The sequence below is a fragment of the Rubrivivax rivuli genome, assembly GCF_004016505.1.
In the GTDB taxonomy this organism is placed as follows: domain Bacteria; phylum Pseudomonadota; class Gammaproteobacteria; order Burkholderiales; family Burkholderiaceae_C; genus Rubrivivax; species Rubrivivax rivuli.
Genome location: NZ_SACR01000001.1, coordinates 1,040,937 through 1,066,195, shown reverse-complemented (window position 1 = coordinate 1,066,195; position 25,259 = coordinate 1,040,937). Strand labels below are relative to the sequence as shown.

The following is a 25,259-nucleotide window of genomic DNA, read 5'->3' as shown; positions in this document are numbered from 1 at the left end:
CGCAGGCACGCACCATGGCCAGCCCGTCGTGCCAGCGCGTGGCCATGGGCTTTTCCGTCATCACGTCGATGCCGGCACGGGCCACCTCGATCGCCTGGCGCGGGTGCAGGCCGCTGGGCGTCGTCAGCACCACGCAGTCCACCTGGGCCTTGGCCAGCAGTTCGGTGAGCGAGGCGAAGGGCTCCGCACCGGTCTTCGCCTGTGCCGCAGCCAGCGCCGCAGGGTCGGTGTCGCAAATCGCAACCAGCTCGGACCGCTCCGAGTGCTTCGTGATGGACTCGAAGTGGTTCTGCGCAATGCGGCCGCAACCAATGACCGCAAAGCGGACCTTGCGGTCGGTCACAGGACGGCGGTGGATGTGCATGAAGCCTAAAGCTGTTGAAAGGGCCCGGACAAGGCACGTAGTGACGGCCTACGTGCACAACGAGCGCCGTTCTTGAGCCCTGAGCATGTCGCGTACGGCTGGGAATTCTGCTACGCGACCATTGCCATGGCCGTCACACCTCAACCTCGACTGGCGCACTATGCACGCGCCGGAGCACTTTCTGCATGCGAAGGCCCGTTCGGGCTGCGCAGAACCGGGCAAGTTAGATGTGTGCCCTCAAAGCGTGATGCCTGCCACGGCACGTACCTCCATTAGGGCGCTGACGGCGCGCGTCCTGAGTTCGCTCTAGGCAAGTGCCCGAGAATCTGCCGACTTTGGACAGCAGCCGCACCATCGCGGGTGCGCCTCCTCCGCTCAAGAGCAAGGCTCGTCGCATATGGCAAAGAAGATAGTCTCGATCGTGGGCGCGCGCCCGCAGTTCGTGAAGGCTGCGGTGGTCAGCGCTGCCCTCGTGGAAGCCGGCTTGTCAGAGAGGCTCGTCCATACTGGGCAGCACTATGACGCCAACATGTCCGACGTCTTCTTTCAGACGCTGGGCCTCCCCGTGCCCGCGCACCACCTTGGTATCGGTGGCGGCATGCATGGCGAGATGACGGGCAGGCAACTCATCGCCATCGAGCGCTGCCTGGTCGATGAGCGGCCCGACGTTGTGCTGGTCTTCGGCGACACCAACAGCACGCTGGCGGGTGCGCTGGCGGCCAGCAAGTTGCACCTGCCTGTCGCGCACGTCGAAGCGGGCCTGCGCTCGTTCAACCGCAAGATGCCGGAAGAGGTGAATCGCATCCTCACCGACCGGATCTCCGACGTCCTGTTCACGCCGTCCACGGTGGCCACAGGCCATCTGCTTCGGGAGGGCGTGGCGCCAGAACAGATCGTGCAGGTGGGCGACGTGATGTACGACGCAGCACTGCGCTTCAGCCAGGTAGCGGCCTCAGACGGCACCCCGGGCCTTGCAGCCGGTGGCGTGCTGGTGACGGTGCACCGTGCAGAGAACACCGATGACGGTGAGAAACTGGCCAAGATCGCCACCGCCCTGGGCACACTTTCGCGTGAACGGCCGGTGCTGTTTCCGGTGCACCCCCGAACGAGGGCACGCATCGAACAGTTGGGGCTGGCCGACCGCTTCGAGGCGGTGGAGATGGTGGCGCCACTGGGCTATGTGGAGATGCTCGCCGTGCTTCAGCGCGCGTCCCTCGTCATCACCGACTCTGGCGGCGTGCAGAAGGAAGCCTACTTTATGCAGGTACCCTGCATCACGCTGCGCGAGGAAACGGAGTGGGTAGAAACCATCGAGATGGGATGGAACCAACTTGTCCCGTCACTCGACCCCGCCGAGATCGTGGCGCAGGCGAAAGCGGCCACCCGGCCGTCGAGCTCAACAGAGCAGCCCTATGGCGACGGACGGGCAGCCGCGAAGATTGCCGAGTATCTGGCGCGGATGTGAGTCCGTAGGCCGCCCTCAAGGAAGACAGCAATTGCGGCGCGTTCTCTTCATCGCCTACCTTTATCCGCCCATCGCCAATTCAGGCACCCGGCGCAGCATTGAGTTCGCAAACCACCTGCCCGACAACGGCTGGGAGCCGGTCGTGCTGACGATCTCGAACCCAGACTCCCGGCCCGACCGCTACGACCCCGAACTGCTCTCCGACGTTCGAGCTGGAACCCGCGTGGAACGCGCACCGCTGGCTACGGAAGCCTGGGCGCAGCGACTCGGTGCGCTGTTGCCGGCGCCGATGGGCACACGAGTCGCTGCATCGCTGGCCTGGCGCCTTCCTGCGCTGTGGAAGGTGCCCGACGATGTGGCCGCATGGCGTTCATCGGCCGCAGCCCTCGGTATCAAGCTGCACCGCGAACAGCCCTTCGATGCCATCTACGCCAGCGGCTCGCCATGGACCTCGTTCCTGGTTGCGCGCGACATCAGCCGGGCGACCGGGGTGCCCTACGTGATCGACTACCGCGACATGTGGTCGCCCAGCGGCGATGCCCCATGGGAGCAAGAAACGCGGCTGCAGCGCCGGTTCCGCCCTCATCTGGAACGCAAGACCGCCCGGGACGCAGCCGCCGTCGTCACGGTGACGAAAGCCCTGGTCGAGAACATCGGTGCGCGCGTGGGGCGCGATGATCTGCGCTGCATCACCAACGGCTTCGAACCCGCCGACTTCGCCGGACTTCCACAGCCGGTGGACGACGGCAAGGTGCGAGTGAGCTACACGGGCGTCTGGCGGATGGGCTACGGGCCCGAGTTGCTCTACCGCGCGTTGCGGCTGGCAAAGCTGCGCCAGGCCCCCTGGCTGGACTGCCTGGCCGTGGATGCCGCCGGATTCAAGCCAGGTCCCGCGCACGAGTTCGGTATCGAAGACCGGGTGACGGAGCATGGGCGGGTGTCTCACGCCCAGGCCCTGGGAATGATGGGGCGTTCGAATGCCGTGTTCCTCCCCGTCTCGGAAGGCTTTTACGCAAGCGCTTCCTTGCCCGGCAAGTTGTTCGAGTACATCGGCAGCCAACGTCCAATCATCGCTGCAGCACCTGCCAATAGCGAGGTGGCGCGGGTTCTCGACGACGTTGGTGGGGCTTGGCGTCTGGAACGCGACGACGAGGAAGGCCTGCTTGCAGTGCTGCAGTCGCTGTGCACGGATGGCGCCTATACGGGCTTCACGCCCCGACGATCCGAACGGCTGATCACGTACACACGCGCAGCCACGGCGCGGCAACTGGCCGACGTCCTTGACGAGGTGCAAGCCAGACCGCACCCCGGGCGCGCGGGCGCATGAGCAGCCTGCGCGGGGCGCTGGCCTTCTCCTTCATCGAACGATGGCTGTCCATCATCATTGCGCTGGGCAGCAACATGCTGCTGGCGCGGCTGCTCACGCCCCAGGCCATCGGCATCTACTCGGTCAGCCTCGCGGTGCTAGGCATTGCGCAGGTGCTCAGGGACTTCGGCATCGTCGGCTTCCTGATCCAGGAAAAGAAACTCACCGATGCACACCTGCAAACAGCCTTCGGCCTCTCTCTGGCTCTGGGCGGTCTGCTCTTCGGTGTGGTGTTCATGGGCGCGCCGTGGGTGGCACAGTTTTACAAGAGCTCCGACGTGGCCACCACGCTGCGCATCTGCGCCCTCAGTTTCCTGGTGCTGCCCTTCTGCACGGTCTCGATGGCGCTGCTGCGCCGGAACATGCACTTCAAGCAGGTGGCGGCAGCTAACCTGGCCGGGGCCGGGCTGGGTGCGGTGGTGAGCATAGGGCTGGCATGGTTGGGCCTCGGCGTTGTCAGCCTAGCCATCGGCGCAGTGGTGGGCACGGCTACCACCGGACTTGCGTCATTCATCTTGAACGCCGAGCGGCGCTTGCTGTGGCCGGCGTTCACGGCCTGGCGGCAGATGATCAGCTACGGGGCGCAAAGCTCGCTGACGGGCACCGTGACCTCGCTATCGATGGATGCCAACGACTTGGCGATCGGGCGCGTGATGGGCTTCGAGCCTGTTGCGGTCATCAGCAAGGCGCAAGGCTTGATGGGGCTGTTCCACAAGGACGTGATGGGGGCTATCCGCAATGTCATGCATCCTGCGTTTGCCAGGACGCACCGGGAAGACGGCGAGATGGAACCCTTCTACCGCTTAACACTGGCCAACGTGACGGCCATCGCGTGGCCTTTCTACGCATTTATCAGCCTATACGCGCTAGAGACAATGCGGCTGCTGTTCGGCCAGCAGTGGGACCAGGCCGCCAAGCTGGTTCCCGTGTACTGCCTGGCCGGCGCAATTGCTGCCCTGGCTAGCCTGATCGGCACCCTGTTTCTGGCGATGGGCCGCATCGACCTGACCACACGCGTCGAGCTGTTGTTCCAGCCGTTCCGCGCGGCCCTCATTGTGGCTGGAGCGGTGGTGTTCCAGAGCATGGAGGCCTGCGCCTGGGCCCTGGTGCTGGCCCTTGCTTTGCAAGTCCCGCTGCTGTATGCCTACAAGGGGCGTTGCGTGCCCACACAGTGGCTGGCACTGGGCCGGCAGTTGCAGCGCAGCTTGCTGGTGTGCCTGCTCAGTATTGTGGTGCCCGCCGCGATTGCTCTAACCTGGGGCCTGGACCGGGCCGAGCCCGTGCCCCTTGGTGTGTTCGTAGCTGCCATCGCCAGTTGCATTCTCAGTTGGCCGCTAGCGTTGACGGCCTGTCGGCACCCGCTGGCCGCCGACCCGACGTTTCTGAAAGTGCGCCGAGCCTTACTGCGCTTTTGAGGCGGTACCGGCCCGTTCGGGAGGACTCTCTCGGCCTGCAGGCCTCAGTTCAGCCGGTCGCCAGCCAGTACTCGGCGATACAGGTCAAGGTGCATCTGGGCGGTCTTGCGCCACGCGAAACTCCGGGCCCAGCGCTGTGCTGCGCTCACTCGCTCTGCCCGCGCCGTCGGCTGCAGGCTGAGAGCGTCGCGCAAGGCTACTTGCCAGGCTGCCGGGTCTTGGGCCGGCACCGCCCATGTCAGCGGCCCCACCAGATCAGCCAGGCTGCTGACTGGACTGAAAAGCACAGGCGTGCCTGCGGCCTGTGCCTCGACAGCCGGGAAGCCGAAGCCCTCGTAGAGGGTGGGATAAAGCGCCACCCGCGCCCCCTGATACAGCGCCACCAGTTCGGCATCCGAAACGAAGGGAGCGAAGTGCACGCGCCCGACCAGGGACGACGGTACGACGGCTGCCTGCGCTGCTGCAGCGCCGAAACCACAGGCCACCAAGTGCAGCGCGCTGTCGTCCGCGCTGGCCAACAGGTCCAGGGCCCACCCGAAACGCTTGCGCGGCTGCGGTCCGCCTACATAGAGCAAATATGGCTTACGTCCTTGTCCGTCTTCCAGCACCGCGCGCAAGGCCGGAGGAAGCGGGGCGGTCGCTGGCTGGAAGAACTCATCGGCAATGCCGTGCGGGATAACCACCAGCCGGTCAGCCAGAAACGGCCAGCGCCGGGCAATGTCGCGCCGCGATGATTCACTGATGGTGATGACCGCTGAGCAGCGCCTGTAGGCTAGGCCCTGCACGTGATGCAAGTAGTGGTAATCCAGTCGCGTGGGCCTGGGCTCCTCCCACAGCACCGTGTCGTGGATGGTCACCACCGTGGGCATGGGTTGCCACAGCGGCACGGTGTTTTCGCCGCAATGCAGCAGTTGCACGCCGGCCCGCCGCGCATGCAGCGGCAGCCCGATCTGTTCCCACAGCTCGAAGCGGTCGCCTCGAAACCCGAACACGTCGGTCTCGCCTGCCAGGTCTGCGGGCACGCGTAACGGCAAAGCGGGATTGTTGGCGAACACAGTCCAATGCACGCCGTCTGCAGCTTTGCTGTTGCGCAGCACTTCCTGGATGTACCGGCCCGTGCCGCGCAGGTGGGGCGCGTTCAGCGTGCGAGCCACCATCCCGATGCGCAGCGTCATCAGCGCCTCGCCTGCAGGTGAGCAGCCAAACGCAGGGCCAGAGCAGCAATCGTTAGCCCTGTATTCGCCACGCCGCTGGCGGGAATGACCGCCCCGTCGCACACGTAGAGGTTGCCGACGCCGTGCACTCGGCAGTCTGCATCGCAGACGCCGCGTGCGGCATCGACGCTCATGCGCGCCGTGCCCGAATGGTGGGCGCCTGTGCGCAGTTCTTCCCACCAGTTGGGAAACAGGTTGGCACGGCGCACCACGGGCTGCAGTTGTTCGAGCAACTCGTCGATGGCAGCGCTCAGCTCTTGCCGGTAGGCGGACGTCAGCACCCACCGCCGCTCGCGATGGCGCACATTGGCATCCTTTCCCTCCGCGGCGACGATGGCCAATTCAAGTTGCGGCGGCATCTCGGCCATCATCAGCAGCGTGTAGTGGCGGGTGGGCCAGTGCACACCAAACTTGAACGACAGGATGTCCAGCACGTCGTCCCAATGTGCGAAGAGCTTGAAGTAATTCCAGAGGTTCCAGGGAGCGCGGCGCAACTCATTCAGCACTGTTCCCACACGCTGGCGGCGGGTGTCTCGGTAGTAGGTGGCTGCAGGCCGGAGTTGGAAAGAGATGTCGATGCCCGGCCTCCGGACGACGAACGGCAAACGCAGATTCCCGTCGGTACCTGGCACACGAAAGTTCCAAAGGCGGTACAGAGGCACAGTCACCTCCACCTCGCCCACGAAGCCCATGGGGTGATCTTCGTAGTGCAGACCCGCATGCTGCAGCGCTGGCAAGCTGCTGCCGGCAGCCGCAAGTGTCTGCAGCAGCACCGGCGTGCCAAGGCCGCCGGCGGCGAAGACGAACACGTCGCCCTCAAGCCTTTGCGTCTGCCCTGGCGTGCGCAGTTGAAGCGCTCGCACGGACTCACCTTCCCTTAGCTCGACGCCCACCACGTCAGCCTGCACCAGCTTCACGCTGTTGGCGAGGCCCAGGGCCTGCCAAACGTTCATTGGTGTCTGGGGGTAGAACAACCCGGGCAGCCCGTCCGCCGGCAAGCCGAGGGCCCGGTAGCGCTTAGCCAAGTCTTCGATGGCTGCACGCACCAGCCCGATTTCCAGGCCCGAGAGCAATTGGAAGGCTGAGGCATAGAAAGCGTCGAGTTCGGACTTGGGGAAGGGCCACCCCCGCTCGAAGACCGAAGCCTCGATCTCGATGAGCCCGTTGTGCCACAACTGAGTGGAACCACCAGGCCCAGCGCCCACATGCGGCCACATGCCTGCCGGGCGAGCTCGGTCGACTACAGGGTAGAGGTCGTGCGAACCCGCGCTACCGCGCTCTACCAGCGTCACCTCGTGCGTGTCCTTGATGGCGTGGGCCAGCACGCAGCCCCCAAGCCCTGCACCCACGATCACTACGCGCGGGCGGGTCACAGCAGATGGCCTTTCGCGCTCAACCACGCCCGGGTGAGTTCTGCACCGCGCTGGAAGCTCACCTGCGGCGACCAATCCAGAAGGGTCTTGGCCTTCTCGTTGCTGAATGCCACGGGAAAGCACTCCCGCTGTACACGTCCGAGGGGCGGCCACGGAGCCAGGGGCGGCTGCCAGCCACCCAGGTGACGCACCTTGCGCCAGGCCCGCAGCCACAGCGCGGGCGGAGGGGCAGGCGGGTGCACGGCCCAATACTGCACCGCTGCGGCTGAAGAAAGCTGCACTCGGCGAGGCAACGGCTGGACCATCATCGCAAAAGTGGAGATGAACTCGCCCCACGTGATGGGATGGTCGTCGGTGATGAACATCGCTTCGCCGACGGCTCGAGTAGTCTGCAGTGCGGCCTCAATTGCCCTGCAGACGTCATCCACGTAAACCGCGTTACAGACGCCACGGCCCTCGTCGAACACCGTGTAGGCCCCAGCACGGGCTTCCTGCACCACCTGCATCACGAAATGGGCGGCTGGTCCATAGACGATGGTCGGTCGCAGGATAACGACCTCCACGTCACCGCGCGCGTAAGCTGCCTGGACAGCCTCCTCTTGCTCGGCCTTCGAATCCGAGTAGTCATGCGCATAACGACCGATGCGTGCTGAGGCCTCCCGGGCGGCCTCCGGGCCTGGAGCCGGGCCGTGCACGGCCATCGAACTGACGTACACGAAGCGCTTCACACCATGCTTTGCGGCCAGTTGCAAGAGGCAGCGCGTCACCTTCGGGCCCTGCTCACCGTGCGCCAGATGGACAACTGCGTCGCAGCCCTTCAGGCCGGCGACCACGTCGACGGGGTTTCGCAGGTCGCCCTGCACCGCTTCCAGTCCCTGCGTCCGGAGCAGTTCTGCGGACTGAGCGCCCCTGACGAAAGGCACCTGCCGCCACACGCCGGCCCCCTTTAGGTGCTGGCACAGATGGCCACCGATGAAGCCAGCCGCCCCCGTAACGAATACGCGACTCAGAACCGGGGTGTCTGCCGGGCGGTGGCTCACCGCGCCGCTCCTTGCGACAGGCTGCGCAGCCAAGCGCGGCCCCAGTGCAGCCAAAGGGGAAGCCTGAAGGGTCGCTGGCGCAAGCAGGCTGCGAAGGCCTGGCGAGCAATCGCAGGGTCACCACCTTGGAGGTGAGCCCAACCATGCTGGAAGTGCAAGGAGTACAGCCTGCGTTGAAGATCTTCCAAAGGAAGAGGTGGATGGTCGGACTGCTGAATTCGGAACCTTTCCAAAGCACGCTGCAGCACCAGCAGTTCATGGTTCACCCCATGTGGCCTGCGCGAGGCAGACCCAGGCACCACGCGGTACAGAGCGCCGTCGAAATTCAGGCGGTCGATGTTGGTGCGCAGGGCTAGGCGCAACCAATAGTCGTAGTCTTCGCCTACCGGCAGATTGATGTCGAACTCACCCTCGGCCCGTGCGATGCTGGAGCGAAGCATCACCGTGGTGGTCAGCAGCCGGCAGTCGAGGAGAAGGTCGCCGAATATGCGGCCCGAGCGGGCAGGCACTGCGGCTACGCCTTCGAAAACCTCGGGCCATCCTTCAGGCCGATGCCAACTCCCCGCAGTGGAGTGCCAGACATGCCAGCCCGTGTAGCAGACGCCAGTCTCGGGATGGGCCTGCAGGTGAGCCACCTGCGCAGACAGTTTGCCGTGAGCCCACACGTCGTCCGCATCAAGAAAAGCAATGAACTCGCCCTGGGCTTCGCGCATGCCCAGGTTGCGTGCGCGAGCCGGGCCGCCGTTAGGGACGCTGATGACGCGGATGGTCGAGCCGTAGCTGGCTAGGATGTTTGTCGTGCGGTCTCGCGAACCGTCATCGATGACCAGCACTTCTTTGGACGGATAGTCCTGCGCTAACGCGCTGTTCACAGCTTCAGCGACGAAACGCTCACCGTTGTAGACGGGAATGATGACCGAGACCTGGGGGTACATGGGAGCGGGCGTGCCGCCATGGCAGCCAAAAGGCGCCCGGGGGCGCGGTGCCAAGGATGATAGTTAGCGGCAACTGCCCTTCACGGGCCGCGGTCGGTACCCGCGCAGCCATTGTTCACGCTGCAGGCTCACTTCGGCCCATCTTCAAACCAATCAGGCCGTTCGCACGAAGAAGATATTTGCATCGGCTCTCGGCATGACGATGAACCCCCCCAGCGCCGGCACGTAGCGCAGTCGGCCGTTTATGCCCGCTGGCACAGTGGCAGGGGGCGGCGTACCCGTGATGGGCAGCAAGCTGATGTCCCACACATTGCCGCTGTTTGGCGTGATGGCATACACGCGGCCCACCGCAGCGCCCCGGCCGTCATAGAACAGGAAGCGATCGTTGGCCGCGTCGTAATCCATGCCGGCATAGATGGGCGCATCGCTGATGAACTGAGTCAGCGCCGCACTTTGGTTGAAGGTCAAGGCCGTTTGCGCCCCGGTACGAGCGTTGAACTTGGACGCCACCACGCCACGCGCCAGGTCGAAGCCCTGGCCATCACCGAACTGCAATGTGAAGAACTGGCCGCGAAGAGGGTCGTACACGGCAGGCCAGCGCCAAGACACGCTAAAGGCAAAGGGGCCGGTCCAGGTGTTGCTGGACTGGTTCCACAGCCGCCCACTGTTGGTCCACACGTTTCCCGTGGTGGGGTCGTGCGCCACCCCGAAAGAGTTCGCACCGGCCACTGTGCCCCAGGTCCCTGCTTGATCCCAGGCCCATGCGCCGGTCACGGAATGTCCGTCAACCGCGAAGCCGTCTCCTCCATTCGCATACCAGGCTCGCGCGCCGAATAGCATTACCCGCCCACGCTGCTTGATGTAGTGCGCGTGGTGGTAGCCGTGTCGAGACACCGGCTTGCCGTCAGGCATGTAACTGGCGTTGGCCGTTACGGTGGGGCTGGGTGCAATGCGCTGCACCCAGGTCGGCGCATCCTGCAAGAGGTCGATGCTGGTAACGCGGTTGTCGGCGCTGTCGTTATGGCCGCCGTTGGCTGGCGACACCAGCGTGCCGGTGCCTTCGATCAACACCAGCGTGCCCCAGGCATCGATGGCAGCACCGCCGCCTCCGTTGGTGCCAGGGATAGCCACCCACTCGTTCAATGGGCTGTTGCGCGCCCAGGACGGGGCCGGGCTGGCTGGGCCTACCGACCAGACAGGTCGCGGATCGAAAGCTGCTGCGAGGCTGGGCCAGTTCGCAGCGCCTGTCATGCGCTCGTAGGCATCGCGCGCGCCTGGCACGGCATGACGCACGGCGTAGGCGATGGCGGGCTGCAGATTGCCCCACATGCCACGTGCTGTGGCGCCGTAATCGGGCTGGAACTCGAAGGCCAGGGTGCCCTCGGTGCTGCCCAGCCAGCTTGGCGGCGTGGCATAGGTGGCGGCATAAAAAGCAGCATCGCTAGCCGCCCAGGGTCCTACCCCGGTGGTGAAGTTGCTGGCGCTCAGGGCCGCCGTGCTGATCCGTGTGTTGAACGGTGCACCGTTGATGTACCAGAACCCATTGCGGTCGCCCAGCCGCATCACGGCGCTGCGGGCCTTCCAGGTGAAGAACTCGGACAGCTTGGTCTTGGCGGCCGCTGCCACCGGCAGGTCCATGGAGACCGCCCATCCGAACACCGCGGTCACGAAGTCTTGCTGCCACGGCGCGCAGATGCTGATGCTGTTGTTGTAGGCCTCCCCGGGCAGGATGTAGCCGAAGGGGTTGTTGGGCTGCGCCACATAGCGGCCGTGGAAGTGATCGATGTTGCTTTCCACGCAAGCGATGAGCTCGGTCCGCAGGGCGGTGTCGTTGTCAGGCACCACCGTCAGCGCCTGCACCTTGCTGCGCCAATCCCAGGCGCAACTGCGGGTCTGCCAGGCCTGCACGGCCGTCTGCACCAGCCCCCGGGCGCCGGTTCGGAGTTGGGCGTTGTCGCCATTGCCCAGGTAGTTCGCCGTGGCGGCGAACAGCACCTCTTCCATGAAGTACCAGCGGCCGGTCACCAGGTAAGCCAGGTAGCCCACTGAGGGGCTGTGAGCGACGTCCCAGCCCGGCGGGTTGCCGCCCGTGGCCGCGGGCGTGCGCGTGCTCGTGGTACTGCCGCCGTTGTCCTTGAAGCCCTGCCCGTCAGCGATCACACGCGTCGGGTGCTGGCTGAAGCGCAGCGGCCGGTTGGTGCTCTCGTCGCGGTAGTGGATGCCGTAGCGGCCCGCGCTGAAGCCGTTGCGCACCACCGCAGCGTGTGTGGCCATGCTGGCACCCAACAGGTGCAACACATCGTGCTGGGGCAGCAGCCCGATCGGGTCTTGGTAACCCGACTGCGCCATGTCGTCGCTGGTGTAGTTGAAGCTGCCCGCCTGCAGCGGCGTGAAGCTCGAAGGAAGCGCATTGATCACCGTGGTGGCCGCACCCTCGGCCGCAAAGTAGGTGGGCACCAGTTCGGTGGACATCAGGTAGCGGGCGTCGTGCAGCACGTTGAGCTGCGGGTCGGCCACGTTCCAGTACGACAGGGCGGCGCCGCTAACGAGTGGTGTGCGCTGGTGGTGCTTCAGGTCGATAGCGGCGTTGAATCGCTCGGTGCCTGCCAGCTTGAAGGTGTAGGTGGCCGCCTTGTTCGAAGGGGCTGCAACGGCGATGTAGCCGTTCTCGATCCAGGGCAGCACTTCCACGGCGCCGGCCGCGAACACCCGCACTTCCAGCCAAGCCGTGAGATGCGCATCGGCACCCACCTGGCGGCGGTAGATCCAGGACGACATCAAGGGGCCGGAAACCCAATTCTCGAAGGGCGTGTCCCAATCGGTGCCACCCCAACTGACGGTACCGAAGCTGCCGCAGCCCACTTCGGCGGTGACGCCGGTGCGCTTCAAGTCGGCCAGGTTCAGGGGCGTGCCAGTCAGGGGCGCACTGGCGCGCCGCAGGTTCAGCGGCGTCGGCGTGCCCGCTGGCAGATCCACCTGCCCCGCCAGCACCGCGAACTTCAAGGAGCCGTCGGGCCAGGTGTTTTTCGGCGTCACCTGCAGGCTGCCCAGGCTGCCTGAGACCGAGGCCCCAGCCGGCACGTCGCCCTTGCGGAACGCGAAGCCCACGCAGAACGGTGCCGCGCGGGTCTGGGCTGCGCTGCTCAACCAGACCCGCATCGCCCCGGTGGACGAAACCACACCCACCGGCGCAGGAGGCGGTGGTGGTGGCGGTGGCGGCGGTGGTGGGGGAGGAGGAGGAGGCGGCGGCGGCGGTGGTGGTGGCGGCGGCGGGGGAGGAGGAGGTGGCGGCGGAGGAGGCTCGCCAGCAACAGGTGGCCTCTGCGCTTCTTCGGCGGGTGACCCGCCCCCCCCGCAGCCCACCACAGGTACGGTCCCTGCCACGAAAGCCGAGTACTGGAGAAACGCCCTGCGCTTGCGATCAACCATGCTGTTTCCTGAGGACAACGATTGCCCCACGAGAGGTGCGGGGCGGAATGGGGGGATTCTGTGCCTGGACAAAGGCAGCCTGCGTGATGAACTGGCCGCGGAAACCAGGTCTGACAAATGCTCACAACAGCTGGGCTGAGGGCGCCTTGACCGGAGACAGCGGAGGCTGCCATTTGCAACCGACAGTAAGGATCCCGCAGGCGGCCCGCTCGCGCAAGCCACCCCCCCAGCTTTGAAACCAGTGAAGCGGAAGCCCCGCTGGACAAGGCTTGCGCACGGCAAGCGGGAGTCGCCGTGAAATGCATCAAGAGTGATGCCCATGGACAGCGGAGACAATGTCGGGATGCCTTCCACCCTCGATCGCCTCTTCCCATGACCACCCCTGACGAACTGCTCAGCCTGGGCAGCCCCCGCTTCGCAGATGCTGCACTGCAAGCTGTGGAAACGGCCGAGGGCGCCGAGGCTGCCTGGAAGGTGGCACTGAGCCGCGCGCCGCAGCCCGCTGCGGCCATCGCCCTCGCCCAGGGGCACTTCGCCATGGGCCTGCGGCGCGAAGACGGGCACGCCGTGCTGGCTGTCGACCGCTTTGCCGCTCAATCCTTGTGTTACGCCGAGCGAGACGGCCGCCTGGTGTTTGCCGAGCGTGCCGACACGCTGGCCGGCCCAGACGCGCCGCTGGACCTGCAGGCGCTGTACGACTACCTTTACTTCCATGCCATCCCCTCGCCGCGCACCGTCTTCAAGGGCGTGCGCCGTCTCACGGCCGGGCACTGTGCCTACAGCGATGCCAGCGGCGTGCACCTGCAGCGCTACTGGGCTCCGCACTTCGAAGAAACCGCCACCACCTTCGAGGCCGCGCGCGAGCGTTTCCGCACGCTGCTGCGTGAGGCCGTGAAGGCCCAGCTGGACGGCAGCACGCCCGCCTGCTTCCTGAGCGGCGGCACCGACAGTTCCACCGTGGCCGGCCTGCTGGCCGAGGTGACGGGCAGCAAGCCGGTGTCGTACTCCATCGGCTTCGAGGCCGAGGGCTACGACGAGATGGAGTACGCGCGCATCGCGGCACGCCACTTCGGCACCGACCACCGCGAGCACTACATCACCCCCGCCGACCTGGTTCGCCTCATACCGCGGGTGGCGCAGCACCACGACCAACCTTTCGGCAACTCATCGGCCCTGCCCACCTACTTCTGCGCGCTGAAGGCGCGTGAAGACGGCGTGACGCGGCTGCTGGCCGGCGATGGCGGCGACGAGCTCTTCGGCGGCAACACGCGTTATGCCAAGCAGCGTGTGTTCGCCCATTACGACAGCGTGCCAGCCGGCCTGCGCAATGGCCTGCTGAACCCGCTGACCGACAGCGGCGCCATCGACAAGCTGCCGCTGCTGCGCAAGGGCGCCAGCTACGTGCGCCAGGCGCGTGTTCCCATGCCCGACCGCCTGCAGACCTACAACCTGCTGCACCGCCTGGGTGAGACCGAGGTCTTGACGCCGGCCTTCCTGGCCCAGGTGAACCCTGAAGATCCGCAGGCCCAGCAGCGCGCGGTGTGGGCTGAAAGCGAAGGCGCCAGTTTCGTGAACCGCATGCTGGCCTACGACTGGCGCTACACCCTGGCCGAGAACGACCTGCCCAAGGTGCGTGGCGGCACGCAGCTGGCTGGCGTGCAGGTGGCCTACCCTTTCCTGCACCAGGCCATCGTCGACTTCTCGGCCACGCTGCCCACCTCGTTCAAGCTCAAGGGCTTGAAGCTGCGCTGGTTCTTCAAGGAAGCACTGCGCGGCTTCCTGCCCGACGCCATCATCACCAAGAAGAAGCACGGCTTCGGCCTGCCCTTCGGCCTATGGGCCACGCGGGATGCCGCGCTCAAGGCCCTGGCGCGCGACAGCGTGCAGGGCCTGGGGGCGCGCGGCATCGTGCAGCAGGCCTTCACGCACAAGCTGGTGGACGAGCTGCTGCCCCAGCACCCCGGCTACTACGGCGAGATGGTGTGGATCCTGATGATGCTGGAGCAGTGGTTCCAGCACCACCAGCCGAACTTCAAGCTGGGCCGCTGAAGCCGGCAGCAGGCCGGCCACCGGCCTGCAGAGCCCTCAGGTGCGCAGGTTCATCGCCAGCCGCGTGCCCCACCGCCAGCGCTGGCGGTCCCACGGGGTGAAGCGGCGCAGTTCGAACAGCGGGGCCTGTGCGCCGTTGGCACCGGGGTGGGTGCTCACGGCAGCCTCGAAGCCCAGGCTTTGCGCCAGGGCCGCGTCACGCGGCAGGTAGTCGCGGCCAGGCTTGCCATTGGGGTAGGCGAACAGCGTGACCTCGCGCTGGAGCCATTGCTGCAACTGGGCGCGGCTGGCAGCCATCTCGTACCGCGCCGTTTCGTCGTCCAGTCCGGCCAGGATGGGGTGGTTCACGGTGTGGGCGCCCAGCACCATGCCGCCGGCGGCCATGGCCTGCACCTGCGCCGTGTTCATCATCAGATCGTCCGGCAGGCTCACGCCGGCACGCCGGGCCAGGGCCTCCACCACCTCGCTGCGGCGGGCTGGCGCCAGGTACTTGGCCGCGTTCAACACGCTGTGCAGCGCGTGGCGGCGCTGTTCGATGGTGCCGAGCGCCAGCGTCTGCAGGCCATCCAGGCCCAGGCCGGTCACATCCAGCTGGCTTTGCGGGCAACGTCGCACGGTCTCCACCACGGTGTCGTTCCACATGCGGCCGCCGTTGATGAAGCCCGTGGCAATGAAGAAGGCACCCGAAAGACCGTGCGCCTGCAGCACAGGCAGGGCGTGGTCGTGGTTGTCGGCATAACCGTCATCGAAGGTGATGCACAGCGCGCGCGCTGGCAGCCGCCCCTCGCGCAGGGCGTGCACGGCCTCGTCCAGGGGCAGCACCTGGAACCACGTCTTCAGCCAGCGGCAGATCTCGTCGAAGCGCTGCCGGTCGGGTTCGTCGGGGAACAGCGGGTCGGGCTGGGCGTGCACACGGTGGAAGATGGCGATGGACAGCCGACCCTGCGGCCCCGCAGGGGCCAGCCGGCCCAGGGCGGCGCGGAGCAGAGGGTCAAACATGGCGGCGTGGGGGGGGCGGCGGCTGCCCTGCAGGGCCACCCTGCTCGCGGGGTGCTGCCGGCGGAACGGCCATCTGCGGCCGCGCCGGGGCCCGTGCCGCATCGCGGACAGCCGCGCGTACCAGCCGCTGTGCGACGGTGGCCATGATCATCACGTTGTAGGGCAGGTCGTAGTAGGACAGGCTGAGAAAGGCACCGGCCGAGGCGTAGGAGATCATGCTCACCTGGATCATCGGGCCCAGGTCGGCTGCCCACTTGTGCTCGGGGTGGGCCCGGCCCAGTTTGATCAGGTCGCGCGCGGCAAACCACGTGGCAGCACCGATGGCCATCCACAAGCCCAGGCCAATGAAGCCGTGCTCGCCCATCACCTGGAAGTAGATGCTGTGGGCCGCGTGAACCCGATCGGGCTCCGGACCGTAGATGGCGAAGATGGACCCCGTCCAGATCATGAAGCCGCCACCGAAGATGCGGTCCTTGGCGAGGTTCCACGCCATGCCCCAGGCATTGATTCGGCCCAGGGCAGAGTCATCCTGCTCGTAAGTCTTGATGGTCTCCATGCGATCCCACCAGGTGTCGGGCATCATCGGCAATGCGAGCAAGGCGATGGCCAGGATGACAGCGCCCGACAACAGTTTGCGGTTGCCCTTGACCCAAAAAAAGGTCCCCATGCAGACCAAACCGACCAAGGCCCCTCGGCTCTGCGTCCCCAAGGCTGTGGCCACACACAGCAGCATGGCCCCGGTGAAGGCATGAATGGCCCAGCGCTTGGTCTGCTGCATTTGCAGGAAACGCAATAAGGGTGTGACGCTGAGAACCGCCAACGCAATCTCATTGTTGCCCTGGATGAAGCCGCCAGGGCCCCAAACCCTGTAGCTACCGCCGGTAGCGATGGTGAAGACGCCGCCCTTCACCCCGAAATAGCCGATGGCGATGACATTGATCCAGATGAAGACCGTGAGCTTTTTCTTGGTGTCCAGCAGGGCCAGCGTGACGAAGACCATCAAGTAGATCTTCATCGAACGCTCCCAGAGGCCAAAGCTGGCCTCATAGAGCAATGAAAACGGCAACGTGATGCAGATCCACACGGTGAAGGCCAGCAGCCACTTCGGCCCGGCACCGACCAGCGGGTTTTGCCGCTCTTGCGTGAACAACAGACCCAGTATGGTGGCTGCGGCATAGCCCGTGGCCACGGGCCAAGCGGCGGCGGCGTAGCCGAACTCGGCATGCGGGCTCATCAGGCTGACCAAGGTCCAGCCCATGATGCCTATCCAGGGGGCCTTCAGGGCCCACAAGACCGTGACCACCAGCAAACCCAGGATGATCAGGTCTCTCACGGGGAACCCCCAGCGCCCACCGGGGACTGCGCAGCACCCGAAGCCGCCACGCGCGAGAACAGTTCCACCTGAGCCCGGCTGACCGGGCCCCAGCCCATGCCGAGTGCGTGGCGCCGCACTTCTTCACGCGCATACGGGAACGCCAGCGCACCGCGCAGGGCTTCGGCCAACTGCGCCGGAGTGTCGAAGCTGACGGCCTTGCCCAGGCTGTCGTGGCTCACGATTTCGGGCACGCCCCCCACGCGCGAAGCGAGCACGGGCGTGCCGCAGGCCATGGCCTCCAGCAGCACGTTGGGCCAGCCCTCGCGGCTGCTGGCCAGCACCAGCAGGTCGGCCGCGCTGTACCACTGGGCCAGCACAGGCTGCGGCACCGGGCCTGGCAGTTGCACGGCGTCGGCCAGGCCCAGGGCGGCGGCCTGGGCTTGGAGTTCGGCATGCTGTGGCCCGCCCCCCACGATGACCAGCCGTGCCTGCGGGTGGGTCTGCCGCAGCAGCGCCAGCGCCTGGATCACCAGGCCGTGGCGCTTGACGGGCAGCAGGTTGCCCACGGAAAGGAGCAGCGGCGAGCCCTGCACGCCCAGCTGCTGCCGCGCTTCGGGCTGCGGCGAGAACCGTTCGGTGTCGACGCCGTTGCGCAGCACCTGCACCGTGGGCGGCGGGGCGCCCAAGGCCAGCAGGCGCTGCGCCAGCGCGGCGCTCACCCCCACGTTGGCCGCGGCGCAGCCGGCCGCCCAGCGCATCAGCCTGCGCGGCAGCGCGTGCTGCGCAATGAGGTTCACATCGCTGCCGCGCGCGGTGATCACCAGCGGCCTGCGGAACCAGCGCGCCAGGAGCGCCGCAGCCACGCCATCAGGGTAGAAGTAGTGCGCGTCGATGAGGTCGAAGTCGAAACCTTCGTCCCGCAGCCGCTGCACGGCGCGGCGAGCACCCAGCGCCAGCATCAGCGGTGCGCTGCTCATGCCGATCTTGGGCAAAAGGGCGTAGCGGGGGTGCAAAACGTCGATGCCGTGGCGGGTTTCGCGGTGGGGGGTGCGCGCCATGGCAGCATGTTCGCCGAACCTGCTGTGGCCCGACGGGAACCAAGGCACAGGGGCCACGACCCGGGCATCCACCTGCCCGGTCTTGAGCAGTTCGCGCAGGCGCGTTTCCACGAAGATGCCGTGCCCCGGCCTTTCGCTGCTGGGATAAAGCGTGGAGAACAGCAGCGTGCGCATGCGCTCGCTCAGGCCGCCGCAGTGGCTCGGGGCGCGGCCTGCGCCAAGGCCCGTTGGCAGATGCCCTCGAACACCTGCGCCACCTGCCGGTGCCCGAACCGCGCCTCCACCAGCGCGCGGGCCGCGCGCGAGAGCCGCTCGCGCTGCGCTCCGTCAGCCAGCAAGGCCAGCAGTGCGGAGGCCATCGCCGCGGCTTGATCGCACTGCACGAAATGCCGGCCGGGCTCAGCCTCCAGCCCTTCCATGCCGATGGTGGTGGACACCACCGGGCAGCCCATGGCCATCGCCTCGAAGGCCTTGATGCGCGTGCCGCCGCCCACCAGCAACGGAATGACGAAGGCATGCGCCGCATGCGCGTAGGGCCGCACGTCGTCCACGAAACCCGTGAACTCGACGTTCTTCGAAAGCCGCGCCGCAGCCTGCAGTGCGGCCGGCGGGTTCTTGCCCACCACGACGAAACGGGCCTCGGGCATGGCCGCCAGGACCAGCGGCCACACCTCGCCCAGGAAGAACTGCACGCCGTCGATGTTGGCGCGCCAGTCCATGGACCCTGTGAACACCACCGTGGGCGGGTGTGCGGCATCCACCGGCGGCGGCGCCTGCCAGGCGAAGAAATCAAGGTCGACGCCGGTCGGGATGGCCTCGGCCTGCTGCACGCCGTACTGGCTGCGGAAGGCCTGTGCGTCACGTTCAGACACCGCGATCACGCGCGCGAAGCGGCGCAAGGCTTCGCCCTCGAAACGCAGCATCTTGCGGTGCTGCGAACGCCACAGCCAGCGGCGCAGTGCGTTGGGCGCCTGCTGGGCATGACGCGCGAAGATTTCAGCCTCCACGTTGTGCGTGAAACACACGGCGGGTGCGCGGGCGGATGCCGGCTGCAGCACGGCGGCGTGCACGAAATCGAAGACGATGAGGTCGATGTCCTGGCGGGCCGCCAGCGCGCGCACCGCCGCCAGCCCGGCGGCCGTGCGGTCGGCCACCACGTTCACTGGCAGTTCGCTCAGCAGTTGCAGGGCGCGCGCCCACTGCGGGCGCGGCGGCGTGGGCTGCCAGGCGATGAACTCGTCGCAAACACCCTTCAGTTCGGCCTGCCAGCGGTCTTGCTGCTCGCCGGTGGCCGGCGAAAGCAACACGATCTCGAAACTGCCGCCCTTCAAGCCCCGCAGGATGTTGGTGCTGCGTATCTTCCCGCCCGCGTCGTTGGGGAAGAGAAAGACCGGCGAGACGAATGCCAGACGTGGCCGACGGCTGCTCACCAGCAAATGCCTTCGTAGGCGCCGGCACCTGCAGCGCGGAGCTCGGCATAGCCCGAGAGGTCCACGATGCGGCGACCGCCGGCATGCTTGACGATGAGGCGGCGCGCCTCCGCGTCGGCATGCCCCACGACGATGACTTCGGCGTCCTTCAGCAGGGATTCGGCGTCTTCCGAGAGCAAGCGGTCGAGGTGGGGAATCTCGCGCTCGATGAATTCCTTGTTCTTGCCCAGCAGCCTGCTGAGCTTGACGAAGCTGTCGAAGATGCCGATCTCGAAACCCTTGCCCAGCAGCTTCTCCACCAGGGCGACCAGCGGCGAATCGCGCATGTCGTCGGTGCCCGGCTTGAAGGCCAGGCCGAAGAAGGCGATGCGCTTGCGGCCGTCGCGCGCGATGAGGTCGTAGGCGCGCTTGATGTGCGCTTCGTTGCTGTCGATCAGCCCGCCCAGGGCCGGGATGAGCACGTCGTGCTCACGGGCCAGCGTGATGAAGCCCTTCACTTCCTTGGGCAGGCAACTGCCGCCGAACGCAAAACCGGGGCGCATGTACGCGGCCGAGATGTTGAGCTGGGTGTCCTGGCAGAAGATCTTCAGGACCTCGCGCGCGTCCATGCCGTAAGCCTTCAGCACCGAGCCGGCCTCGTTGGCGAAGACGATCTTCAGGGCATGGAACACATTGCACAGGTACTTCACCGATTCGGCCACCTGGCAGCTGGTGCGCACGAAAGCGCCGGGCAGGCCCGCGTACATCTGCTCCATGGCGGCGTAGCCGGCTTCGTCGAGGCTGCCCACCACGGTTTGCGGCGGCTGGTGGAAGTCCTTGACGGACGAACCTTCGCGAAGGAACTCAGGGTTGAACACCAGCGACAGGCCTTCACCGATGCGGCGCCGCGAGGCCTCCAGCAGGATGGGCAGGATGCGGGCTTCGGTGGTGCCCGGCGGCACGGTGCTGCGCAACACCAGCACGTGCGGGCCGGCCTTCTTGCGCAGCGCCAGGCCGATGCTGCGCACCACGGCGTCTACCGCAGACAGGTTGGGCGTGTAGTTGGGGTTGGAAGGCGTGGCCACGGAGATCAGCGAGACCTCGGTGTTCAGCACGGCGTCTTCCAGGTCGGCCGTGGCGCGCAGCTTGCCGGCCTGCACGGCAGCGCCGATCAGTTCGTTGATGCCTTCTTCCACCACCGGCGACTGGCCGTCGTTGATCATCTGCACCTTCAACGGGTTGGTGTCGACACCAATCACCTCGTGGCCCAGTTCGGGCAGGCAGGCGCAGGAAACGGCGCCGACATAGCCGAGGCCAAACACAGAGATCTTCAAGGCAGTAGCTTTCGGTTTGTGACGGGCGCTGGCGCTCAGGCGGCCAGGCCCAGGCGGGCGGCGCCGGGCTGACGGGCAGCGCCGGTCTCGCGCTTCAGGAAGGCATCGAACATCAGCAGCGTCCACAGCGGCGTGCTGTGGTCGTGCTGGCCGCTTTCGTGCTGCACCACCAGCTGGCGCAGCACGTCGGCATTGAACATGCCGCTGGCCAGCATGCGCTCGCCCAGCAGGGCCTCGCGCACGCGCTGCTTCAAAGGGCCGCGGAACCAGCGGGCCAGGGGCACGGCAAAACCCATCTTCGGGCGGTAGAGCACGTCGTTCGGCAGGTGCGGCTCCATCGCCTTCTTGAAGAAGTACTTGCCCTCGTTGCCCTTGAGCTTCAGCGACGAAGGCAGCGTGGCCACCCACTGCACCAGTTCGTGGTCCATCAGCGGTTCGCGCACCTCCAGGCTGTGCGCCATGCTGGCACGGTCGACCTTGGTGTTGATGTCGCCCACCAGGTAGGTGTGGGTATCGATGTACTGGATGAGCGCCAGCGGGTCGTCGGTGTTGGCGCGCCGGGCATGGCGCTCGAACACCTCCAGCGCGCTGTAGCCGCCGAGCTGCGCCTTGAATTGCGCGCTGTACAGGCGGCTGCGCAAGGGCTGGCGGATGAAGCTCATGCTGTGGAAGTAGGCCTCCACCGAGCTGCGTGCCATGCCCTCGAAGGTGGTCTTGGCGCGGAAGACGCGCGGCGCCCAGTCGGCCTTGGGGTACAGGCGCCCCAGCAGGCCGAACACGGGCTTGCGCACGCCTTCGGGCAGGCTCGCGCGCATGCGCTCTTCCAGCATGTGCATCTTGTAGCGGCGGTAGCCACCGAAGGTTTCATCACCGCCGTCGCCTGACAGCGCCACCGTCACGTGCTTGCGTGCCAGCTGGCACACGCGGTAGGTGGGGATGGCCGAGCTGTCTGCATAGGGCTCGTCGTACAGGTGGGCCAGGGTGTCGATGAGGTCGAAGTCGTCGCTGCTGACCGTCTCGACGCGGTGGTTGGTGCCGTAGCGCTGCGCCACCAAGGCGGCGAATTCGCTCTCGTTGAAGGCCGGGTCGTCGAAGGCGATGGAGCAGGTGTTCACCGGTCCCGAAGACAAGCCGGCCATGGCCTGCACCACGGCGCTGGAATCCACGCCGCCCGAGAGGAAGGCGCCCAGCGGCACCTCGGCAATCATGCGCAGCTTCACGCTCTCGTTGAGGCGGCGCACCAGTTCCTCGCCGGCCTCCTGCACACCCATGGGGCTGGTGAGCGTGAAGTTCACGTCCCAGTACTCGCGCGGCTCGCCCACGGGTTCGCCGCGCCGCACCACCAGCGTGTGCGCCGGCGGCAGCTTTCTGGCCTGCTTGAAGATGGTGCGCGGCTCGGCCACGTAGCCCAGCGCGAAATACTCTTCCAGCGCCATGGGGTCGATGTCGCGCCGCAGTGCCGCGCCGCCCGCCGAGGGGCTGTAGGCCATCAAGGACTTGAGTTCGCTGCCGAACAGCAGCGTGCCGTCATCCAGCAGGGCGTAGAAGAAAGGCTTCACGCCCAGGCGGTCGCGCGCGATGAAGAAGCTCTGGCGGTTACGGTCCCACAGCGCGAAGGCGAACATGCCGCGAAAGCGCGAGACGCAGGCGTCGCCCCACTCTTCCCAGGCGTGCACGATGACTTCGGTGTCGCTCTTGGTGCGGAAGTGGTGGCCCAGGGCCTGCAGCTCGGGGATGAGCTCCTGGTAGTTGTAGATCTCGCCGTTGAAGACGACCACCACCGAGTGGTCTTCGTTGAACAGCGGCTGCTGGCCGGTGGCGATGTCGATGATGCTGAGCCGGCGGTGGCCGAAGCCCAGGCCGGGCTCGATGTGCAGGCTGCCCTCGTCAGGGCCGCGATGGTGCTGGCTGTCGTTCATGCGCCGCAGCACGCCGTCGTCGATGGGGCGCGTGCTGCGGGTGTCGAAGATGCCGGTGATGCCGCACATGTCTGGTTCTGCTCCACTACGGGGCGCGCGGCAGCGCGCGTTCGTAGACTGTCTCGTAGGCCGCCACCATGGCCGGCAGGCTGAAGTGCTGTTCAATGCGCAGGCGGCCCGCCTGCCCCATGGCCTGAGCGTCGCTCCTACTCCGAGCCAGAAGCCCCAGCCCGTCAGCCAGCGCCTGCGCATCGCCGGCAGCTGCCAGCCACCCCGTCTGACCGTCGACCAGCAGTTCTGCCGCGGCACCCACACGCGTGGCCAGCACCGGCAGCCCGCAGGCCATGGCCTCAAGAATGGTATTCGAGATGCCCTCGGCCAACGAGGGCAGCACGAAGCAATCCAGCCCTCGCATGACATCCGGCACATCGTCACGCACCCCTGGCAGCCAGGCCAGGTGGGCCACGCCCGCCTGCTCGAGGATGGCCTGGCACTCGGCGCGCAGCGGCCCGTCGCCCACCATCACCAGGCGCAGCGTTTCGCGAAGCGCAGGGTGCTGCTGCAGCAGCTGAACGAAGGCCTGTGCCAGCAGCGGCTGCGCCTTCACCGTCTGCATGCGGCCCACCGTGCCCACCAGCCACAGCCCGGGGTCGGTGAAGGGGCAGCCGGGTATGGGCAGGCGCGCAGGCGCGGGGCAGAAGCGCTGGTGGTCGACGCCGTTGTAGATGGCCGTGAGCTCACGCTCAGGCACGCCTATCTTCGTGCGCAGGTAGCCCGCCAGCTCGCCGCCCAGGGCGATGTGCTGGTGCACGAAGTGACGGTACACACGCCGCATCTGGATGTGGCGGCGGTTGGTGCCGTCCACATCGTCGGCATCGCGCCCATGCTCGCCATGCACACGGCCGGGCACGCCGGCCGCCCAGGCCGGCACCTGGGCCTCGAGCGCGCCCAGGTTGCGTGTGTGCACGATGGCCGGCCGAAGCTGGCGGAACAGGCGGTACAGCTTGGGGAACTGCCAGAAGCCCTGCCCGGGCGGCTTGTTCAGGGCCAGCATCTGAACGTCGGGCCGCTGGATGCGCGAGGCAAAGCCCGCATCGATCTCGGTCAGGGCCACGATGGCGTGGCGCCAGCGGTCTGCGGGCAGGCGGTTGATCAGGTTGACGACGCCGTTTTCCAGCCCGCCCATCGAGAAACGGTAGACCACGTGCGCGACCAGCGGCCGCTTGTCTGCAGCGTCGCGCACGGTGACGTCACAGACGCCAGAGTCGGTAGCCGGCTCCCTGCAACGCCTGCGCGTCGAAGGCCGCCTTCACGTCGATGAAAGCTCCGCCCTTCACGAGCTTCTGGCCGATCTCTTGCACGCCCAGGCCCATGTACTCGCGGTGCGACACGGCGGCCACGATGGCGTCGGCCTGCGGCAGTTCGCCGAAGGGCAGCAGGCGCACGCCGTACTCGTGCATGGCCTCTTCCACGTCTGCCTGCGGATCGCTCACGAACACTTCGACGCCGTAGCTCTGCAACTCGTGGATGATGTCGATGACCTTGCTGTTGCGCAGATCGCCGCAGTTCTCCTTGAAGGTGAGGCCCAACACGTTCACGCGCGCGCCCTTGATGGTGCTGCCGCTGGCGATCATGTTCTTGATGGTCTGCTCGGCCACGAACTTGGCCATGCCGTCGTTGATGCGGCGGCCGGCCAGGATCACCTGCGGGTGGTAGCCCAGCATGTCGGCCTTGTGCGTGAGGTAGTACGGGTCCACGCCGATGCAGTGCCCGCCCACCAGGCCGGGCTTGAACTTCAGGAAGTTCCACTTCGTGCCGGCGGCCTCCAGCACTTCGCTGGTGTCGATGCCGATCTTGTCGAAGATGATGGCCAGCTCGTTCATCAGCGCGATGTTCAGGTCGCGCTGGGTGTTCTCGATGACCTTGGCTGCTTCGGCGGCCTTGATGGAACTCGCGCGGTGCACGCCCGGCACGATGATCTTCTCGTAGACCTGGGCCACTTTCTCCAGCGTCTCGGGCGTGTCGCCGCTGACGATCTTCAGGATCTTGGTCAGCGTGTGTTCCTTGTCGCCCGGGTTGATGCGCTCGGGGCTGTAGCCGACGAAGAAATCCTGCTTCCACTTCAGACCGCTCTCGCGCTCCAGCACCGGGATGCACACCTCCTCGGTGGCGCCGGGGTAGACCGTGCTCTCGTAGACCACGATGGCGCCCTTCTTCATGTGGCGGCCCACGCTGGTGCTGCTGCCGACGAGGGGGCGGAAGTCGGGGATGTGCGCTTCGTCCACCGGCGTGGGCACCGCCACGATGATGACGTCGGCCTCGGCGAGCATCTTCGGGTCGTCGGTGTAGACGGCATGCGTGGCGGCCTGCACCTCGGCATCGGTGAGCTCGCGGCTGGGGTCGGTGCCGCGCTGGCAGGCCTGCACCTTGGCGGTGGCGATGTCGAAGCCGATCGTCCGCATCTGTTTGCCGAATTCAACAACGAGGGGCAGGCCGACGTAACCGAGGCCAATGACTGCGATGGTGTTCATGGGGTGGTGCAAGGGTGGTTCAGTGATCTTGTGGGGCGAGAGTG

18 protein-coding genes are annotated in these 25,259 nt (G+C 66.6%); 4 read left to right on the top strand and 14 right to left on the bottom strand.

All coding sequences use genetic code 11. The features are described from left to right. A partial coding sequence (locus tag EOE66_RS04600) for a Gfo/Idh/MocA family protein (RefSeq protein WP_205702633.1) occupies positions 1-358 on the bottom strand: 358 nt, incomplete at its 3' end. A gap of 403 nt (positions 359-761) precedes the next feature. Here EOE66_RS04600 and wecB point away from each other — a divergent pair. The 3 genes from wecB to EOE66_RS04585 are packed head-to-tail and all read left to right on the top strand — an operon-like array spanning position 762 to position 4,610. Further along, the gene (gene wecB, locus EOE66_RS04595) at positions 762-1,829 is read left to right on the top strand and encodes a non-hydrolyzing UDP-N-acetylglucosamine 2-epimerase (RefSeq protein WP_128227444.1); all 1,068 of its coding nucleotides are present in this window, start codon (positions 762-764) and stop codon (positions 1,827-1,829) included. Positions 1,830-1,860: 31 nt separating this feature from the next. After that, positions 1,861-3,156, top strand: a complete 1,296-nt coding sequence (locus EOE66_RS04590) for a glycosyltransferase (protein WP_164884996.1) — start codon at positions 1,861-1,863, stop codon at positions 3,154-3,156. Further along, entirely contained in the window at positions 3,153-4,610 is a 1,458-nt protein-coding gene (locus EOE66_RS04585; protein WP_128227442.1) for an oligosaccharide flippase family protein, read from the top strand. The genes EOE66_RS04590 and EOE66_RS04585 overlap by 4 nt, the downstream gene beginning before the upstream one ends. A 44-nt stretch (positions 4,611-4,654) precedes the next feature. Here EOE66_RS04585 and EOE66_RS04580 read toward each other — a convergent pair whose 3' ends face one another. The 5 genes from EOE66_RS04580 to EOE66_RS04560 all read right to left on the bottom strand — a co-directional run bounded on the left by EOE66_RS04580 (position 4,655) and on the right by EOE66_RS04560 (position 12,718). After that, a complete protein-coding gene (locus tag EOE66_RS04580; RefSeq protein WP_128227441.1) occupies positions 4,655-5,785 on the bottom strand; it encodes a glycosyltransferase family 4 protein in 1,131 nt (376 codons plus the stop codon). Next, the gene (locus tag EOE66_RS04575) at positions 5,785-7,149 is read right to left on the bottom strand and encodes a GMC family oxidoreductase (RefSeq protein ID WP_205702619.1); all 1,365 of its coding nucleotides are present in this window, start codon (positions 7,147-7,149) and stop codon (positions 5,785-5,787) included. The genes EOE66_RS04580 and EOE66_RS04575 overlap by 1 nt, the downstream gene beginning before the upstream one ends. Before the next feature lie 44 nt (positions 7,150-7,193). Continuing rightward, positions 7,194-8,237, bottom strand: a complete 1,044-nt coding sequence (locus EOE66_RS04570; RefSeq protein WP_164884995.1) for an NAD-dependent epimerase/dehydratase family protein — start codon at positions 8,235-8,237, stop codon at positions 7,194-7,196. Further along, complete coding sequence (locus tag EOE66_RS04565) at positions 8,234-9,172, bottom strand: glycosyltransferase family 2 protein (RefSeq protein ID WP_128227439.1); 939 nt, start codon at positions 9,170-9,172, stop codon at positions 8,234-8,236. The genes EOE66_RS04570 and EOE66_RS04565 overlap by 4 nt, the downstream gene beginning before the upstream one ends. A 153-nt stretch (positions 9,173-9,325) precedes the next feature. Next, a complete protein-coding gene (locus tag EOE66_RS04560; protein WP_205702618.1) occupies positions 9,326-12,718 on the bottom strand; it encodes a hypothetical protein in 3,393 nt (1,130 codons plus the stop codon). A 255-nt stretch (positions 12,719-12,973) separates the two neighbouring features. Between EOE66_RS04560 and EOE66_RS04550 the strand changes: the two genes are divergently transcribed. Beyond that, on the top strand, positions 12,974-14,650 hold the full coding sequence (locus EOE66_RS04550; RefSeq protein ID WP_128227437.1) for an asparagine synthetase B family protein: 1,677 nt from the start codon (positions 12,974-12,976) through the stop codon (positions 14,648-14,650). A gap of 36 nt (positions 14,651-14,686) precedes the next feature. Here EOE66_RS04550 and EOE66_RS04545 read toward each other — a convergent pair whose 3' ends face one another. From EOE66_RS04545 to EOE66_RS04510, 8 genes are read right to left on the bottom strand one after another with little or no spacing between them, the layout of a single operon-like run. Beyond that, positions 14,687-15,649: a polysaccharide deacetylase family protein gene (locus EOE66_RS04545; protein WP_245478892.1), complete on the bottom strand. Its 963-nt coding sequence runs from the start codon at positions 15,647-15,649 to the stop codon at positions 14,687-14,689. After that, complete coding sequence (locus tag EOE66_RS04540; RefSeq protein WP_164884994.1) at positions 15,642-16,982, bottom strand: putative O-glycosylation ligase, exosortase A system-associated; 1,341 nt, start codon at positions 16,980-16,982, stop codon at positions 15,642-15,644. The genes EOE66_RS04545 and EOE66_RS04540 overlap by 8 nt, the downstream gene beginning before the upstream one ends. After that, complete coding sequence (locus EOE66_RS04535) at positions 16,979-18,196, bottom strand: glycosyltransferase (protein ID WP_128227435.1); 1,218 nt, start codon at positions 18,194-18,196, stop codon at positions 16,979-16,981. The genes EOE66_RS04540 and EOE66_RS04535 overlap by 4 nt, the downstream gene beginning before the upstream one ends. Before the next feature lie 8 nt (positions 18,197-18,204). Then, positions 18,205-19,452, bottom strand: a complete 1,248-nt coding sequence (locus EOE66_RS04530; RefSeq protein WP_164884993.1) for a glycosyltransferase — start codon at positions 19,450-19,452, stop codon at positions 18,205-18,207. Beyond that, the gene (locus tag EOE66_RS04525) at positions 19,449-20,765 is read right to left on the bottom strand and encodes a nucleotide sugar dehydrogenase (protein ID WP_128227433.1); all 1,317 of its coding nucleotides are present in this window, start codon (positions 20,763-20,765) and stop codon (positions 19,449-19,451) included. Before EOE66_RS04525 ends, EOE66_RS04530 begins: the two co-directional genes overlap by 4 nt. Before the next feature lie 35 nt (positions 20,766-20,800). Then, positions 20,801-22,753 (bottom strand): XrtA/PEP-CTERM system amidotransferase, encoded by a 1,953-nt coding sequence (locus EOE66_RS04520; protein ID WP_128227432.1) that lies wholly within the window; start codon positions 22,751-22,753, stop codon positions 20,801-20,803. Positions 22,754-22,769: 16 nt separating this feature from the next. Then, entirely contained in the window at positions 22,770-23,927 is a 1,158-nt protein-coding gene (locus EOE66_RS04515; protein ID WP_128227431.1) for a TIGR03088 family PEP-CTERM/XrtA system glycosyltransferase, read from the bottom strand. Positions 23,928-23,934: 7 nt separating this feature from the next. Then, positions 23,935-25,215 (bottom strand): nucleotide sugar dehydrogenase, encoded by a 1,281-nt coding sequence (locus tag EOE66_RS04510; RefSeq protein WP_128227430.1) that lies wholly within the window; start codon positions 25,213-25,215, stop codon positions 23,935-23,937. Positions 25,216-25,259 lie beyond the last annotated feature (44 nt).